This window comes from Microbacterium sp. VKM Ac-2870 (assembly GCF_015350795.1).
In the GTDB taxonomy this organism is placed as follows: Bacteria; Actinomycetota; Actinomycetes; order Actinomycetales; family Microbacteriaceae; genus Microbacterium.
This window is the reverse complement of record NZ_JADKSH010000001.1, coordinates 396,002-410,457: the sequence shown is the minus strand read 5'-3', so window position 1 is coordinate 410,457 and position 14,456 is coordinate 396,002. Positions and strand designations below refer to the sequence as shown.

At 67.8% G+C, this 14,456-nt stretch carries 10 protein-coding genes; 5 read left to right on the top strand and 5 right to left on the bottom strand.

The annotated features are described in order from the left end of the window. Positions 1–74 precede the first annotated feature (74 nt). The 3 genes from ITJ43_RS01965 to ITJ43_RS01955 form a co-directional block, all read right to left on the bottom strand. A complete protein-coding gene (locus ITJ43_RS01965; protein WP_194581623.1) occupies positions 75–1,346 on the bottom strand; it encodes an ammonium transporter in 1,272 nt (423 codons plus the stop codon). Positions 1,347–1,537: 191 nt separating this feature from the next. Next, a complete protein-coding gene (zapE, locus tag ITJ43_RS01960; RefSeq protein ID WP_194581621.1) occupies positions 1,538–2,563 on the bottom strand; it encodes a cell division protein ZapE in 1,026 nt (341 codons plus the stop codon). Next, a complete protein-coding gene (locus ITJ43_RS01955) occupies positions 2,560–3,810 on the bottom strand; it encodes an alpha/beta hydrolase family protein (protein WP_194581617.1) in 1,251 nt (416 codons plus the stop codon). Before ITJ43_RS01955 ends, zapE begins: the two co-directional genes overlap by 4 nt. Positions 3,811–3,835: 25 nt before the next feature. Between ITJ43_RS01955 and ITJ43_RS01950 the strand changes: the two genes are divergently transcribed. From ITJ43_RS01950 to ITJ43_RS01935, 4 genes are all read left to right on the top strand, one after another. Then, on the top strand, positions 3,836–4,441 hold the full coding sequence (locus tag ITJ43_RS01950; RefSeq protein WP_194581616.1) for a DUF3000 domain-containing protein: 606 nt from the start codon (positions 3,836–3,838) through the stop codon (positions 4,439–4,441). Further along, positions 4,434–5,630 (top strand): HRDC domain-containing protein, encoded by a 1,197-nt coding sequence (locus tag ITJ43_RS01945; protein ID WP_194581615.1) that lies wholly within the window; start codon positions 4,434–4,436, stop codon positions 5,628–5,630. The genes ITJ43_RS01950 and ITJ43_RS01945 overlap by 8 nt, the downstream gene beginning before the upstream one ends. Positions 5,631–5,702: 72 nt before the next feature. Next, positions 5,703–6,902: a thiolase family protein gene (locus tag ITJ43_RS01940; protein ID WP_194581614.1), complete on the top strand. Its 1,200-nt coding sequence runs from the start codon at positions 5,703–5,705 to the stop codon at positions 6,900–6,902. Positions 6,903–6,925: 23 nt separating this feature from the next. Further along, positions 6,926–9,070 (top strand): 3-hydroxyacyl-CoA dehydrogenase NAD-binding domain-containing protein, encoded by a 2,145-nt coding sequence (locus tag ITJ43_RS01935; RefSeq protein ID WP_194582423.1) that lies wholly within the window; start codon positions 6,926–6,928, stop codon positions 9,068–9,070. 113 nt (positions 9,071–9,183) lie between these two features. Here ITJ43_RS01935 and pepN read toward each other — a convergent pair whose 3' ends face one another. Further along, positions 9,184–11,703, bottom strand: a complete 2,520-nt coding sequence (pepN, locus tag ITJ43_RS01930; protein WP_194581612.1) for an aminopeptidase N — start codon at positions 11,701–11,703, stop codon at positions 9,184–9,186. Between the two features lie 42 nt (positions 11,704–11,745). Between pepN and ITJ43_RS01925 the strand changes: the two genes are divergently transcribed. Further along, a complete protein-coding gene (locus ITJ43_RS01925; RefSeq protein ID WP_194581610.1) occupies positions 11,746–12,426 on the top strand; it encodes a TetR/AcrR family transcriptional regulator in 681 nt (226 codons plus the stop codon). A 16-nt stretch (positions 12,427–12,442) separates the two neighbouring features. Here ITJ43_RS01925 and dxs read toward each other — a convergent pair whose 3' ends face one another. Then, entirely contained in the window at positions 12,443–14,422 is a 1,980-nt protein-coding gene (gene dxs, locus ITJ43_RS01920; RefSeq protein ID WP_194581608.1) for a 1-deoxy-D-xylulose-5-phosphate synthase, read from the bottom strand. Between the last annotated feature and the right edge of the window lie 34 nt (positions 14,423–14,456).

Below are 14,456 nucleotides of genomic sequence, written 5' to 3'. Positions count from 1 at the left end.
CCAATCAGGCTCGGACACGCCGAAGGGGCGCCGGACCGGAATCCGACGCCCCTTCGGGCTGATGACAGCAGATGTCAGTCGATGAGGGCGTATCCCTCTTCGCCGTGCACGACGGTGTCGATACCGGCGACTTCGTCCTCGTTCTTCACGCGGAAGCCGATCGTCTTCTCGATGGCGAAACCGAGCACGTAGGCGACCACGAAGGAGAACACCAGGACCGTGACGGCCGCGATGGACTGCAGGATCAGCTGCTCGGCGTTGCCGCCGAGGAACAGGCCCGTTCCGGTGGCGAAGAAGCCGAGGTACAGGGTTCCGATGAGACCACCGACGAGGTGCACGCCGACCACGTCGAGCGAGTCGTCGAAGCCGAGGCGCCACTTGAGCTCCACCGCAAGGGCGCAGACCGCACCCGCGATGACACCGAGCAGCAGAGCCCAGCCCGGAGCGAGGTTGGCGCACGACGGGGTGATGGCGACAAGACCCGCGACGGCGCCCGATGCGGCCCCCACCGCGGTCGGCTTGCCGTCCTTGAGCTTCTCGACGATCGCCCAACCGAGGATCGCGGCGGCGGTAGCGCCGAGCGTGTTCAGCACGATCAGGCCCGCAGGAGAGCCGACACCGGCGATTCCGCTGAGGATGTCACCGGTGGTGCCCTCCGGGGCGGCGTAGAACGCGGCCGCACCGGCGTTGAAGCCGAACCAGCCGAACCACAGGATCGCGGCGCCGAGCATCACCAGCGGCACGTTGTGCGGCTTGTGGATGCCCTTCTGGAAGCCGACGCGCTTACCGAGGACGAGCGCGAGAGCAAGAGCTGCGGCACCGGCGTTGATGTGGACAGCGGTGCCACCGGCGTAGTCGATCACTTCGGTGGAGAAGCCCAGCGTCGTGCCGAGGTTGAAGATCCAGCCGTTGGTGTTCCACACCCAGCCGGCGACGGCGAAGTAGTCGATGGTCGCGAAGAAGAACGCGAAGATCATCCACGAGCCGAAGCGGGCGCGGTCGGCGATGGCGCCGGAGATGAGGGCCACGGTGATGATGGCGAAGGTGGCGCCGTAGGCGACGGCCGTGAGGTTCACGGTCGCGTTCTCACCGGTCGCCATCGCGCCGAGGCCGAAGTCGGAGAAGGGGTTGCCCAGGATGCCGCCCCACCAGTCGGCGGTCTGCATGTTGTATCCGTAGAGGATCCAGAGCACCGCGACGAGACCCATCGCACCGAAGCTCATCATCATCATGCTGATGACGCTCTTCGCCTTGACGAGGCCGCCGTAGAAGAAAGCCACGCCCGGCGTCATAAAGAGCACGAGAGCCGTAGCGGCGATATACCAAGCGAGATTTCCGCTGTCCATGAAGGTCCTCACTGATGTGTTGTGTAACTCGGACCGGGTCGTCGCGGATTCGGGGTCGGGACGTCCCAGCGCAATCAGTGTCGCGGTGTGCCGTTTCCAGTGGCATCCGTCTCGTGTTTCGGGTCGGTTACACGCATGCCCGCCAGGTAAACATCAGGTTTCGTGCGGGCGATGGTCGCCGGTGAATCTGCTCAGGAGTGAGTGAGCGCGTTGAGACGTGAGACCGCGCGGAGGTACTTCTTGCGGTAGCCGCCGCCGAGCATCTCGTCGCCGAACACCTCGTCCAGCGGCCGTCCGGTGGCACGCACCGGAATCTGCGCGTCGTAGGCCCGATCGACGAAGGCGACGAAGCGGAGCGCGGCCGATTGGTCTTGAAGGGTGACGACGTCGCGGAGGCCGATCGCGGCGACATCGTCGATGAGGCGCACGTACCGTGAGGGGTGCACCGTTGCGAGATGGCGGATCAGATCGCTGAACGAGTCGTCCGAGACGAGCCCGGATGCCGCGGCGCCGTCGATCGCGGCGCGGTAGCCCGCATCGTCCCAGACCTGGGCGTGACCGTCGAGGGCGCGCTGACGGTAGTCGGTACCGTCGATGCGGATCGTCTCGAAGCTCGCGGCCATCGCGTGGATCTCGCGGAGGAAGTCCTGGGCGGCGAAGCGTCCCTCCCCCAGTGCGTTCGGCGGAGTGTTCGAGGTCGCGGCGAGTCGCGTGCCGGTGGGCACGAGTTCGCCCAACAGACGCGTCATCACCATCGTGTCGCCCGGATCGTCCAGCTCGAACTCGTCGATGCACAGCAGATCGGCGCCCCGAAACAGCTCCACCGTCTTCTGATAGCCGAGTGCGCCGACGAGAGCCGTGTACTCGATGAACGACCCGAAGTACTTCCTGCGCGCCGGCATAGCGTGGTAGATCGCAGCCAGAAGGTGGGTCTTGCCGACGCCGAACCCGCCGTCCAGATAGACGCCCGGCTTCATCTCGGGCGCCTTCTTCGCCCGTCGGAAGAGGCCGCCGCGCTCGGCGACGCCGCCCTGGCTGAAGAGGACGAGTCGGTCCTTCGCTTCCTGCTGCGAGGGATACTCGGGGTCAGCACGGTACGTGTCGAAGGTCGCGTGATCGAACTGCGGCGGCGGCACGAGGGCGGCCACCATCTCTGCACCCGAGACGGCCGGCTGACGTTCGGCGAGGTGGACGATCCCCCCGGCGGTCGCGGTCATCGCTCTCCCCCGTCGCTCGCGTCGGCCGCGGTCGCAGGAAGCAGGTCGTGCGCACGCAGCCAGGCTTCGATCGCGTCGGTCCAGCGCTGCTGGTCGTAGTTCCAGAGCTTGGTGTGACGCGCCGTGCGGAAGACCTGGAGTTCGACCAGGTCGGGGCGCGCGTGCGCGAGCCGGTGCGATGCGCTCGACGGGACGAAGCCGTCGTCGTCGCTGTGCAGGATGAGCACGGGATGCCGGAGCTCGCTCGCGCGGGCGACCATGTCGAGTCGGTCGAACGGGATTGCTCCGTCAGCTCCGGTCGCGGGCACCGCCCATTCGGCGCGGAGCGCGCCGATCGCGAGTTCGGTGACGGGGCTCGGCACGTGCATCGCCTTGGCCTGGTAGGAGAGCACCGTCCGCCAATCGACCACGGGCGAATCGAGGATGATTCCGGCGATCTGCTCGCGATGCGCCGAACCGAGTGCCGTCTGCAGTGCGATCGCGCCGCCCATCGACCACCCCATGAGCAGAATGCGGCGGGCACCGTGTCTGCGGGCCCAGCTGACCGCGGCATCCACGTCGCGCCACTCGGTCGCGCCGAGTCCGTAGGCACCGGCGCGGCTGCGAGGCGCGTCGCCGTCGTTGCGGTACGACACGATCAGCGAGGTGATGCCGAGCCCGTGGAAGACGGGCACCGCGCGCAGGCATTCCGCGCGGGTGGTCCCGCGGCCGTGGATCTGAATGACCCAGGTTTCATCGGTCAAATCTGTCGTCGGCTCTGCGGGGAACAGCCAGGCAGGGCATGGGCCGATCGCCGCATGGATGTGCTCGACGGTGAAGGGCAGATGAAGTTCTTCGGGGCGCTGGTAGTACCACCCGCTGAAGGCGGCATCCGGCTCGAGGGTCGACTGTCCGCTCACTTGCGTCAAGAGCTTGCGGGTGACGGTGGCCTCGCTGCTGGACAGCACCGAGCCCACCTTGAGGTAGTCGGCGGAGCCGGTCGTGAACAGTCCGTAGCGACCGGGCAGCACCGTGTCGGCGGTGCGTGCGAGCGTGATCGTCTGCGCAGGCACATCGATGTCGACGATGCGGGTGTCGGGAACTCGCCGAGAGGGGGTGACGACCCGGCGCGCCATGCGCAGTGCTACCGCAGACGCCATCGCCGCGACGGCGAAGAGAGCCGCGGCGAGGCTGAGAGCGAGCAGCCGCAGGGTCGCCGCAGCGCCGATTCGTGAGGCGCCGAAGGCGGCGCGCCTGGGTGCCTTCATCGTGGGCCCATCCTAGTCTGAGAGCGTGGATGACACTCGTCCCGCCGCTGAGACGCCCGCCTTCGTGCGTGCCGCAGAGCAGCTGCGCGCCCTCACTTTCCGATCCGACTTCTCAGTGCGCGAGATCGCCGCGCCCACCAGTCTCGCGCCCGAAGCGATCGCCTTCGCAGGCGATGTGCGTCCGGATGCCGAAGGGATCGATTCTGAGTACGGCACGGGACGCTTCGTGCTCATGCACGATGCCTCCGAGCCGGATGCCTGGGGTGGTGCGTGGCGTATCGTGTGTTTTGCGCAAGCTCCGCTCGAACCTGAAATCGGCATCGATCCGCTGCTCGCGGACGTCGCCTGGTCGTGGCTCGTCGACGCGCTCGATACGCGCGGCGCCGCGTTCCACTCGGAGTCCGGAACGGCGACGAAGACCCTCTCGAAGGGCTTCGGATCGCTCGCTGACGAGGGCGACGGAGCGCAGATCGAACTACGGTCGTCCTGGACGCCCGCGGGAGATCTGGTCGCTCACATCGAAGCGTGGGCGGAGTTGGTGTGCATGCTGGCGGGCCTACCGCCAGGGTCAGAGGGCATCGCCGTGTTCGGCTCACAGCGGGGTGCATCGGGAAGGGGAACGCGTGGTTGAGTACGACGTCATCGAGGATGCCGCCGGTCTCGCCACCGCCGTCGCCGCGCTCGCTGCCGGGACGGGGCCGGTCGCCGTCGATGTCGAACGGGCATCGGGCTTCCGGTATTCGCAGCGCGCCTACCTGATTCAAGTCTTCCGCCGTGATGCCGGCGTGTTCCTCATCGATCCCCCGGCCGTCGGCGATCTCTCACCGTTGCAGGATGCCATCGGCGCGTTGCCGTGGATTCTGCATGCCGCCAGCCAGGACCTCCCGTCGCTGCGCGAGGAGCACCTCGAGCCGCCGTCCATCTTCGACACCGAACTCGCGGCGCGCCTGCTCGGACATGAGCGCGTCGGCCTCGGTGCCGTCGTCGAAGACACCCTCGGTATCACCCTCGCCAAGGCGCATTCGGCCGCCGACTGGTCGACGCGTCCGCTGCCGCAGCCCTGGCTCGAGTACGCCGCGCTGGATGTGCTGTATCTCGTCGACGTGTACGACGCTCTGGTCGCGGAGCTTGACGAGCAGGGCAAGACGGAGATCGCTCATCAGGAGTTCGAGACGGTGCGCACGCGCCCCGTCAAGCCCCCGCGCGAAGAGCCCTGGCGGCGTCTGAGTGGTCTGCACACGGTGCGTGGACGGCGCAGCCTCGCCGTCGCCCGCTCGCTGTGGATGGCGCGTGAGGACTATGCCCGCGAGCAGGACACCTCCCCCGGCCGTCTCGTGCCGGACCGTTCCCTCGTCGCCGCTGTCCTCGCCGACCCCGCGTCCAAGCAGGATCTCGCGCGGGTGAAGGACTTCACCGGCCGCGCGAGCCGCACGCAGCTCGACCGGTGGTGGGCTGCCATCGAGGCGGGGCGCGCCGATCCTGCCCTCCCGGCGGAGCGCGCAAGCGGCGATGGCATGCCGCCGCCGCGGGCGTGGGCCGATCGCAACCCCGCGGCCGACCTGCGGCTGAAAGCCGCTCGTTCCCTCGTCGAGCAGCTCGCGGTGGAGTTGAACATGCCCACCGAGAACCTCCTCACCCCCGACACGCTTCGTCGGCTGGCTTGGGCTCCCCCTGCCGAGATCGACGCGGCATCCATCGGTGAGGCTCTCGAGGCCCATGGCGCGCGTCCTTGGCAGATCGCGCTGACGTCGCCTGTCATCGCCGGTGCGTTTGTCGATTCCGTCCAGACGTCCGAGGCTGCGTCCGACCTGGCGTCGTAGAATCGTTCCAAGCGTTTTTGTGAGACTGAGTTTCACCGTACGCTGGACTGAATCTCAACCCTTGGAGGCAGTGTGGCCGAGCTCTCGGACGTCTACTTCGTCGATGGAATGCGCACCCCGTTCGGTCGCGCCGGCGAGAAGGGCATGTACTGGAACACCCGCGCGGATGACCTCGCGGTCAAGGCGACGATCGGACTGATGGCGCGGAACACCGCGGTTCCCGCCGACCGGGTCGACGACGTCGCGATCGCCGCGACGAGTCAGACGGGCGAACAGGGCCTCACGCTCGGCCGCTCCGTCGCGATCCTGGCGGGGCTGCCGCAGACCGTGCCGGGCTTCGCCATCGACCGCATGTGCGCCGGTGCCATGACGAGCGCCGCCATGATGGGCGCTTCGATCAGCGCCGGCATGTACGACATCGCCCTCGCGGGCGGCGTCGAGCACATGGGCCACTACCCGATCGGCGGCAACGCCGACCCCAATCCCCGCTTCGTCTCGGAGAAGATGGTCGACCCGGGCGCGCTGAACATGGGTGTCACGGCGGAGCGCATCTTCGATCGCTTCCCCCAGCTGACGAAGGAGCGCTCCGACCGTTTCGGCATGCTCAGCCAGCACAAGGCGCAGGCGGCGTACGAGGCCGGCAAGTTCCAGCCCGATCTGGTGCCGGTCGCCATCAAGGATGCCGAGGGCACCTGGGGTCTTGCCACGGAAGACGAGGGTCGTCGGCCGCAGACCACGATGGACGACCTTGCCGCGCTGAAGACCCCGTTCCGTCCTCACGGGCGCGTTACTGCCGGCACGTCTTCGCCGCTCACCGACGGGGCGACCATGTCACTGCTCGCCGGGGGCAGCGCCGTCAAGGAACTCGGTCTCGCCCCGAAGATGCGCATGGTCTCGTTCGCCTTCGCTGGAGTGCAACCGGAGATCATGGGCATCGGCCCGATCCCCTCCACGGAGAAGGCCCTCAAGAAGGCGGGGCTCACCATCGCCGACATCGGGCTTTTCGAGCTCAACGAGGCGTTCGCCGTGCAGGTCATCTCGCTTCTCGATCACTTCGGCATCGCCGATGACGACCCTCGCGTCAACCAGTGGGGCGGCGCGATCGCGCTCGGTCACCCGCTGGCTGCGTCGGGCGTGCGCCTGATGATCCAGCTGGCCGCACAGTTCGCTGAGCGTCCCGACGTGCGTTACGGCCTCACCGCCATGTGCGTGGGTCTCGGGCAGGGCGGCTCGGTCATCTGGGAGAACCCCCACTACAACGGCAAGAAGTGAGAGGTCTGCACATGACGAACACTGTGGTGAATTACGACGAGATCGACTTCTCCCCGCTCACGGCCCTCACCGACGGCGAGGTGATCACACACTCGCGTGTTCGCGACATCACCCTGCCCTCGGGGAAGGTGCTGGCGCTGATCACGCTCGACAACGGGCGAGATCACACCCGTCCGAACACTCTGGGCCCCGCCACGCTGACGGAGCTGGCGGCGACGCTCACCACGCTTGCCACGCGCGCGGCATCCGGCGAGATCCACGCCATCGGCATCACCGGCAAGCAGTACATCCTCGCCGCCGGTGCCGACCTGTCCGACATCAGCCGAGTCGGATCCAAAGACAACGCGCGTCTGATCGCGCAGCTCGGCCACAAGGTGCTCGGCATGCTCGGCGACCTCGGGGTGCCGTCGTTCGCTTTCGTCAACGGGCTCGCCCTCGGCGGCGGCCTCGAGATCGCTCTGAATTCGACGTACCGCACCGTCGACGCCTCGGCCGCGGCGATCGCGCTCCCCGAGGTGTTCCTCGGAATCATCCCGGGCTGGGGCGGCGCGTACCTCTTGCCCAACCTCATCGGCATCGAGAACGCACTCGAGGTCGTCATCAGCAACCCGCTGAAGCAGAACCGGATGCTCAAGCCGCAGCAGGCCTTCGACTACGGCATCTTCGACGCGATCTTCCCCGCCGCCACCTACCTGGAGAGCTCGCTCGCGTGGGCCGATGGCGTGCTCACCGGTGCGGTCAAGGTCGAGCGCAAGAACGAGCCGGGCAAACTCGAGCGACTGACCAAGTGGCCTATCGCCGTCAAGATGGCGCGCGGGATGCTCGAGTCGAAGATCGGCACCATTCCCCGCTCGCCCTACGCGGCGCTCGAACTGCTCGACAAGGCGAAGAGCGGGACGAAGGCGGAAGGATTCGCCCGCGAAGACGAGGCCTTGGCGGATCTCGTCACGGGCGATCAGTTCGCGGCATCCATGTACGCCTTCGACCTCGTGCAGAAGCGCGCCAAGCGGCCGGTGGGAGCACCCGACAAGACGCTTGCGAAGAAGGTCACCAAGGTCGGCATCATCGGCGCAGGACTGATGGCGAGCCAGTTCGCGCTGTTGTTCGTGCGCAAGCTCCAGGTCCCGGTTCTCATCACCGATCTCGATCAGGCGCGCGTCGACAAGGGCGTCGCCTACATCCACGAGGAGATCGGCAAGCTCGAAGCGAAGGGCCGGCTCGACACCGACGCCGCCAACCGGTTGCGAGCTCTGGTCACCGGCACGACCGACAAGAGCCTCTACGCGGACTGCGACTTCGTGATCGAGGCCGTCTTCGAAGAGGTCGGCGTGAAGCAGGCGGTGTTCGGCGAGATCGAGAAGATCGTCGCGGATGACGCGATCCTGGCGACGAACACCTCGTCGCTGTCGGTCGAGGAGATCGGCTCGAAGCTTGAGCACCCCGAGCGTCTGGTCGGCTTCCACTTCTTCAACCCGGTTGCCGTCATGCCGCTGATCGAGATCGTGAAGACGCACCACACCACGGATGCCGCGCTGTCGACGGCCTTCGTCGTCGCGAAGGGCCTCGGCAAGAACGCGGTCCTCACGGCGGACGCGCCGGGGTTCGTCGTCAACCGTCTGCTGGCCAAGGTCATGGGCGAGGCAGCTCGCGCCGTCTACGACGGCACGCCGGTCGCCGAGGTGGAAAGGGCATTCGCGCCCCTCGGTCTACCGATGGGTCCCTTCCAGCTCATCGACCTCGTCGGATGGAAGGTCGCCGCGCACGTGCAGGACACGATGGTGCACGCCTTCCCCGACCGGTTCTACGCGAACGAGAACTTCCACCAGCTCGCCGAGCTGTCGGAGGTCGTCGAGAAGGACAAAGGCGGGCGCGTGACCGGCTTCACGAAGGCGGCTGAGAAGGCGCTCAAGGGCAATGTCGGCACGAGCCCCGCGTCTGCGGACACGATCCTCCGCCGCGTGCAGGACGGGCTCGCCACCGAGATCAAGCTGATGCTCGATGCGGGTGTGGTGCCCGAGGTCGAAGACATCGATCTGTGCCTGATTCTGGGCGCCGGCTGGCCCTTCATCGACGGCGGCGCGTCACCCTACCTCGACCGTGAGGGCGCGTCCGAGCGCGCGTTCGGCGACACGTTCCACCACCCCGTCATCCGCGGCGTCGACGCCTGAGCGCCGGCCCGGATTCGGATGATCTCAACGGAATCGGATGCCGCGCGGTGCGGCATCCGATTCCGTTCTCCGTCTCCGACGTGGAGACGACAACCGAGGTGACGGCGTAGCGGTCAGTTCGACGTCTGCGCCGCGCGAACCCGTAGATCGCGCGCCAACCCGTCGCGCTGCTCGATGACGAGCCGGCGCAGCGCACCGGGCGCGTCGGCGTTGGCCGTCAGCCAGTCGTCGACGGGGGCGAGGGTCGGCGATGCCGGGAACAGGCCGATCACGAGCCGACGAGCGATCTCGATCGAGTGCGCCGACCACGCCGGACGAATCCGGGCGAAGTAGTCGTCGTCGAAGCTCTCGATGAGGTCGCGACGACCACCGGCGCGGACGCCGGCGATGGTGGCATCCACGTGCTCATTCGTGAGCGATTCGTCGGTCCACGCGGCCGCCCAGGCGTCGGCTCGCACAGCGGCATCGGGCCGGGCGGCTCGCGCCGCCCGGGCCGCGACCTGCCCCGTGGAGGTCGGATCGGAGGCGAGCTCTCGCTCGATGTCGGCCAGGTCTGCGTGCCCCGTCGCCGACAGCGCGAGCAGCCACGACCACCGCAGGTCGGGGTCGAGCGGGAGTCCCACCGGTGCGGACGCTTCCCCCGCCAAGAGAGCCTTCAGTTCCGTCGCTCGATCGTCGCACACGGCGGCGGCAGCGCCGACGGAGCGCGCCCACACGAGTTGGGCATCCGATCCGCCGTCCGCGGTCTGCAGCGCGTTCCACGCGGTCTCCAGCCACTGTGCGGCCAGCGTGTCGCGGTCGCTGTCGGCCGCGAAGTGCGCGATCGAGAACGCCGCACGCGCCGTGGCATCGGTCAGCAGGGCGGGATCCGACTCCGCCGGTGCATGCTGCGACACGATCGCAACGTAGCGCGCCGTGGGCAGGATGCCGTCGCGCACCGCGTTCCACAGGGCTGCCCAGATCACCGCGCGCGCCAACGCGTCGCCGATCGTGGAGAGCGCGCGTGCGACGGCATCCGTCGACTGCTGGTCGAGGCGCACCTTCGCGTAGGTGCGGTCGTCATCGTTGGGGAGCACCAGCGCGACGTCGTCCAGGGGGACGTTGGCGATCGTGGTGCAGGGTCCGGTGATGTCGGACGCGACCTCGCCGCTCCGGACCAGAGTGCCTGTCGCGTCGACGTACAGCCCGACAGTCACGCGGTCGGGTCGAACGTCCGACACGACGAGGTCGATCCCGTCGGCGCCGGAGGCTCGGTGCGCGCTCAGCTCCGCGACGCCGGTCGTTTGCAGCCACGCTGTGCTCCAGGCGCGCAGGTCGCGGCCCGAGGCGATCTCGAGGGCGTCGAGCAGGTCGGGCAGCGTCGTGTTGCCGTACGCGTGGTCGGCGAAGTACCGCTGCGCACCGCGGAAGAACACCTCTTCGCCCACGAAACCGACGAGCTGCTTGAGCACCGAGGCGCCCTTCGCGTAGGTGATGCCGTCGAAGTTGAGCTTGGCCGCCTCGATGTCGGGGATATCGGCCACGATCGGATGCGTCGTCGGCAGCTGATCCTGCGTGTAGGCCCAGCCCTTGCGGCGGGTGGCGAAGCTCACCCACGCGTCGGGATAGCCGCCGACGGCGGCGGCCGCGTGGGTGCCCATGTAGTCGGCGAACGACTCCTTGAGCCAGAGATCGTCCCACCAGCGCATCGTCACGAGGTCGCCGAACCACATGTGGGCCATCTCGTGCAGGATCGTGTTGGCGCGCGCTTCGTGCTGAGCGCCCGTCGACGCGCCGCGGAAGATGTACGCCTCGGTGAAGGTGACGAGGCCCGGATTCTCCATGGCGCCGAGGTTGTACTCCGGCACGAAGATCTGGTCGTACGTGCCCCACGGGTAGGCGAAGTCGAAGGAATCCTCGAAGAAAGCCAGTCCCCGCGCGGTGATGCCGAGGATCTCTTCGGCGTCGAGGTGCTCTGCCAGAGAAGCCCGGCAGAGCACGCCGAGGGGGACCATTCCGTCCTCGCGCTCGTACACGCCGTCGACACGGTGATAGGGCCCCGCCGCCACAGCGGTGATGTAGCTGGAGAGCGGAAGCGTCTCAGAGAAGGCGACGCGCACTCCCCCGTGGACGTCCTCCCGCTGCACCTCTGCGCCGTTGGAGAGCACCTGCCAGCGTGCGGGGGCCGTGACGGTGAAGGACCAGCGCGCCTTCATATCGGGTTGCTCGAAGCAGGGATACACTCGGCGGCAGTCGGCCGGCTCGTACTGTGTGTACAGATAGGTCTCGTCGTCGACGGGGTCGCGGAAGCGGTGCAGGCCTTCACCGGAGGTGCTGTAGCGTCCAGATGCGCTGATCATGACGAGGTTGGTCGCGTCGGGTGCGGTGTTCAGCCCGGCGAGGTGCACCCGGGCGCCGTCCCATTGCACCGGGTGAGCGTGACCGTTGACGGTGACCTCCTCGACGGACTCACCGATGAAGTCGACCCAGGTCTCGTCGTGGTCCGACGTGAACACCAAAGTGGAGCGCGTCGGGAACGTGCGGGTTGCGGCATCCGGGGCCGATCGGAGGTCCAGGTCGACCTCGACGGTCTGCAGATGGATGCCGGCGGCGCGGGCCGCCGTCTCTTCGCGGGTGAGGTTGGCGGAGCTCATCCGTCCATGCTGTCACGGCGACCTCCGTGCTATGTTCCGAACATGTTCACTTCCGAGTCGTCTGCCGAGACCAAGAGCGATCGCACCCGTGCGCGACTGCGTGACATCGCACTCGCGTCATTCCGTGAGCGAGGCTACGACGCCACGACGATGCGCCTGATCGCGCAGGAAGCGGGCGTGTCTGTCGGTAACGCGTACTACCACTTCGCGACCAAGAACGATCTCGTGCAGGAGCTGTATCTCGATGTGCAGCGGTCGCATCGGGATACAGCGGAGCCTGACCTGGCGGGTCTCAGCGATCTCGTCGACCGCGTGGCCGTCGTCTATCGCACAGGCCTCGACCAGCTGACGCCGTACCACGCTCATGCGGCCGAGTTCCTGTCCGCGGCGATGTCGCCGCGGTCGGAGATCAACCCCCTCGCCGACGCGTCGAGTGCGGCGCGTGAGATCACCGAAGGGCTCTTCGCCGACGCGGTGCGGGGAGCACAGTCGGGCAGCGTGCCGGACGATCTTGCCGCGTCGCTGCCGACGGTTCTGTTCCTCGGATACCTCCTGGTCGCGCTGTTCTGGGTCTACGACCGTTCCGAGGGTCAGGAGCGCACGCGCCGGCTGCTGGAGCGCGGGCTTCGGCTCCTGCGCACGATGCTCCCGCTCGCGCGAGTGCCGCTCGTGCGTGGTGTCGTCCGCGAGATCCTCGACCTCATCGCCGAGGCCGGACGGTGATGGACGCCGCCGATCGTCAGCTGTGGCCGTCGCCGCGGTCGACGTGCGCCGAGCGATGGGCGCCGTTGTCGACCGACCAGATGGTGCCGGTGTCGGTCGAGGGGCGGGCCACCGGGATGCGCGTGCCGAGCACCTGTGCCACCACGTCCTGCGCGATCTTGGCAGCGCTGAGGCCGGCATCCTCCAGGATCTGTTCCCGCGTGGCGTGGTCGATGAAGGCATCCGGCAGGCCGAGCTCATCCACTGCCGTGTCCACCCCGGCTTCGCGCAGCACTTGGCGTACGCGGGTTCCGACGCCGCCGACACGGATGCCGTCTTCGATCGTGATCACGAGCCGATGCGCGGCCGCGAGCTTCACGATCGACGGCTGCACCGGCACGACCCACCGCGGGTCGACGACGGTCGCGCCGATGCCTTGCGCGCGAAGTCGCTCGGCGACGTCGACGGCGAGCTGCGTCATGGGGCCGATTCCGACGAGGAGTACGTCCTCCGCGCCGTCGCGCCACAGCACGTCGACGCCGTCGGAGAGCCGTCGGATCGCCGGCTGATCTGCCGCGACGGCGCCCTTCGGGAACCGGATGACGGTCGGGGCGTCACTCACCGCGATCGCCTCGTCGAACTCTTCGCGAAGGCGTGCTTCGTCGCGCGGCACGGCGATGCGGATGCCGGGAACCAGCTGCAGCATCGCGAGGTCCCAGACACCGTGATGACTGGGACCGTCGGGTCCGGTGACTCCCGCCCGGTCGAGGACGAACGTGACACCGGCGCGATGCAGGGCCACGTCCATCAGCACCTGGTCGAACGCTCGGTTCATGAACGTTGCGTAGATCGCGACGACGGGATGCAGGCCACCGAAGGCGAGGCCGGCAGCCGAAGCGACAGCGTGCTGCTCGGCGATTCCCACGTCGTAGACCCGGTCGGGGAAACGCTGCGCGAACGGCTGCAATCCCGTGGGTCGCAGCATCGCGGCGGTGACCGCGATGACATCGTCGCGGCGTTCGCCGGCGTCGACCAGCGCCGAGGAGAAGGCGTCCGTCCAGGCCACAGCACTCGATGCCCCGAGGGGCTCGCCGGTGACCGGATCGATCTTCCCGACGGCGTGGAACTGGTCGGCCTCGTCGTTGCGCGCCGGCTCGTAGCCGCGTCCCTTCTCCGTGATGACGTGCACGATGACCGGTGCGCTGTAGTCCTTCGCGAGCTGCAGTGTCTCCTGCAGCGCGGTGAGGTCGTGGCCGTCGATGGGGCCGAGATACTTGATGTCGAGGTTCGAGTACAACGCCTCGTTGTTCGAGAAACGCGAGAGGAATCCGTGCGTTCCCCCGCGAACGCCGCGGTACAGCGCGCGGCCCATCGGTCCGAGACGACGGAAGAAGGATGCCGACGTCTTGCGGAGGCTCTCGTAGCCCTCGGTCGTGCGCACCCGGTTGAGGTAGCGCGCCATTCCGCCGATCGTTGGAGCGTACGAGCGACCGTTGTCGTTGACGACGATGACGAGGTTGCGGTCGTTGTCGTCGGAGATGTTGTTGAGGGCCTCCCACGTCATCCCGCCCGTGAGTGCACCGTCACCGACGACGGCTACGACGTGGTGGTCTTTGCGGCCGGTGCGGGTGAGAGCGCGCGAGATACCGTCGGCCCAGCTGAGCGAACTCGACGCGTGCGACGACTCGACAACGTCGTGCACGCTCTCCGAACGCTGGGGGTACCCGGCGAGCCCGCCGCGCGAGCGCAGCCCGCGGAAGTCCTGGCGCCCTGTCAGAAGCTTGTGGACGTACGACTGGTGCCCGGTGTCGAAGACAAACGGATCGTTCGGCGAATCGAAGATACGGTGGAGCGCGATCGTGAGCTCGACGACGCCGAGGTTGGGTCCGAGGTGGCCGCCGGTGCGAGCGACGTTCTCGACGAGGAAGTCGCGGATCTCCTGGGCGAGCTGCGTCAACTGGTCGGCGGAAAGGGAGTCCAGGTCCCGCGGACCGGTGATCGATGCGAGCAGACTCATCCCCCGAGTCTACGTCGCGCACAGGCGAACGCCC

Excerpts from the sequence above, each read along its gene's own strand:
- ITJ43_RS01965 (WP_194581623.1), bottom strand. The coding sequence starts at position 1,346 with ATGGACAGCGGAAATCTCGCTTGGTATATCGCCGCTACGGCTCTCGTG.
- zapE (WP_194581621.1), bottom strand. The coding sequence starts at position 2,563 with ATGACCGCGACCGCCGGGGGGATCGTCCACCTCGCCGAACGTCAGCCG.
- ITJ43_RS01955 (WP_194581617.1), bottom strand. The coding sequence starts at position 3,810 with ATGAAGGCACCCAGGCGCGCCGCCTTCGGCGCCTCACGAATCGGCGCT.
- pepN (WP_194581612.1), bottom strand. The coding sequence starts at position 11,703 with ATGAGCTCCGCCAACCTCACCCGCGAAGAGACGGCGGCCCGCGCCGCC.
- ITJ43_RS01925 (WP_194581610.1), top strand. The coding sequence starts at position 11,746 with ATGTTCACTTCCGAGTCGTCTGCCGAGACCAAGAGCGATCGCACCCGT.
- dxs (WP_194581608.1), bottom strand. The coding sequence starts at position 14,422 with ATGAGTCTGCTCGCATCGATCACCGGTCCGCGGGACCTGGACTCCCTT.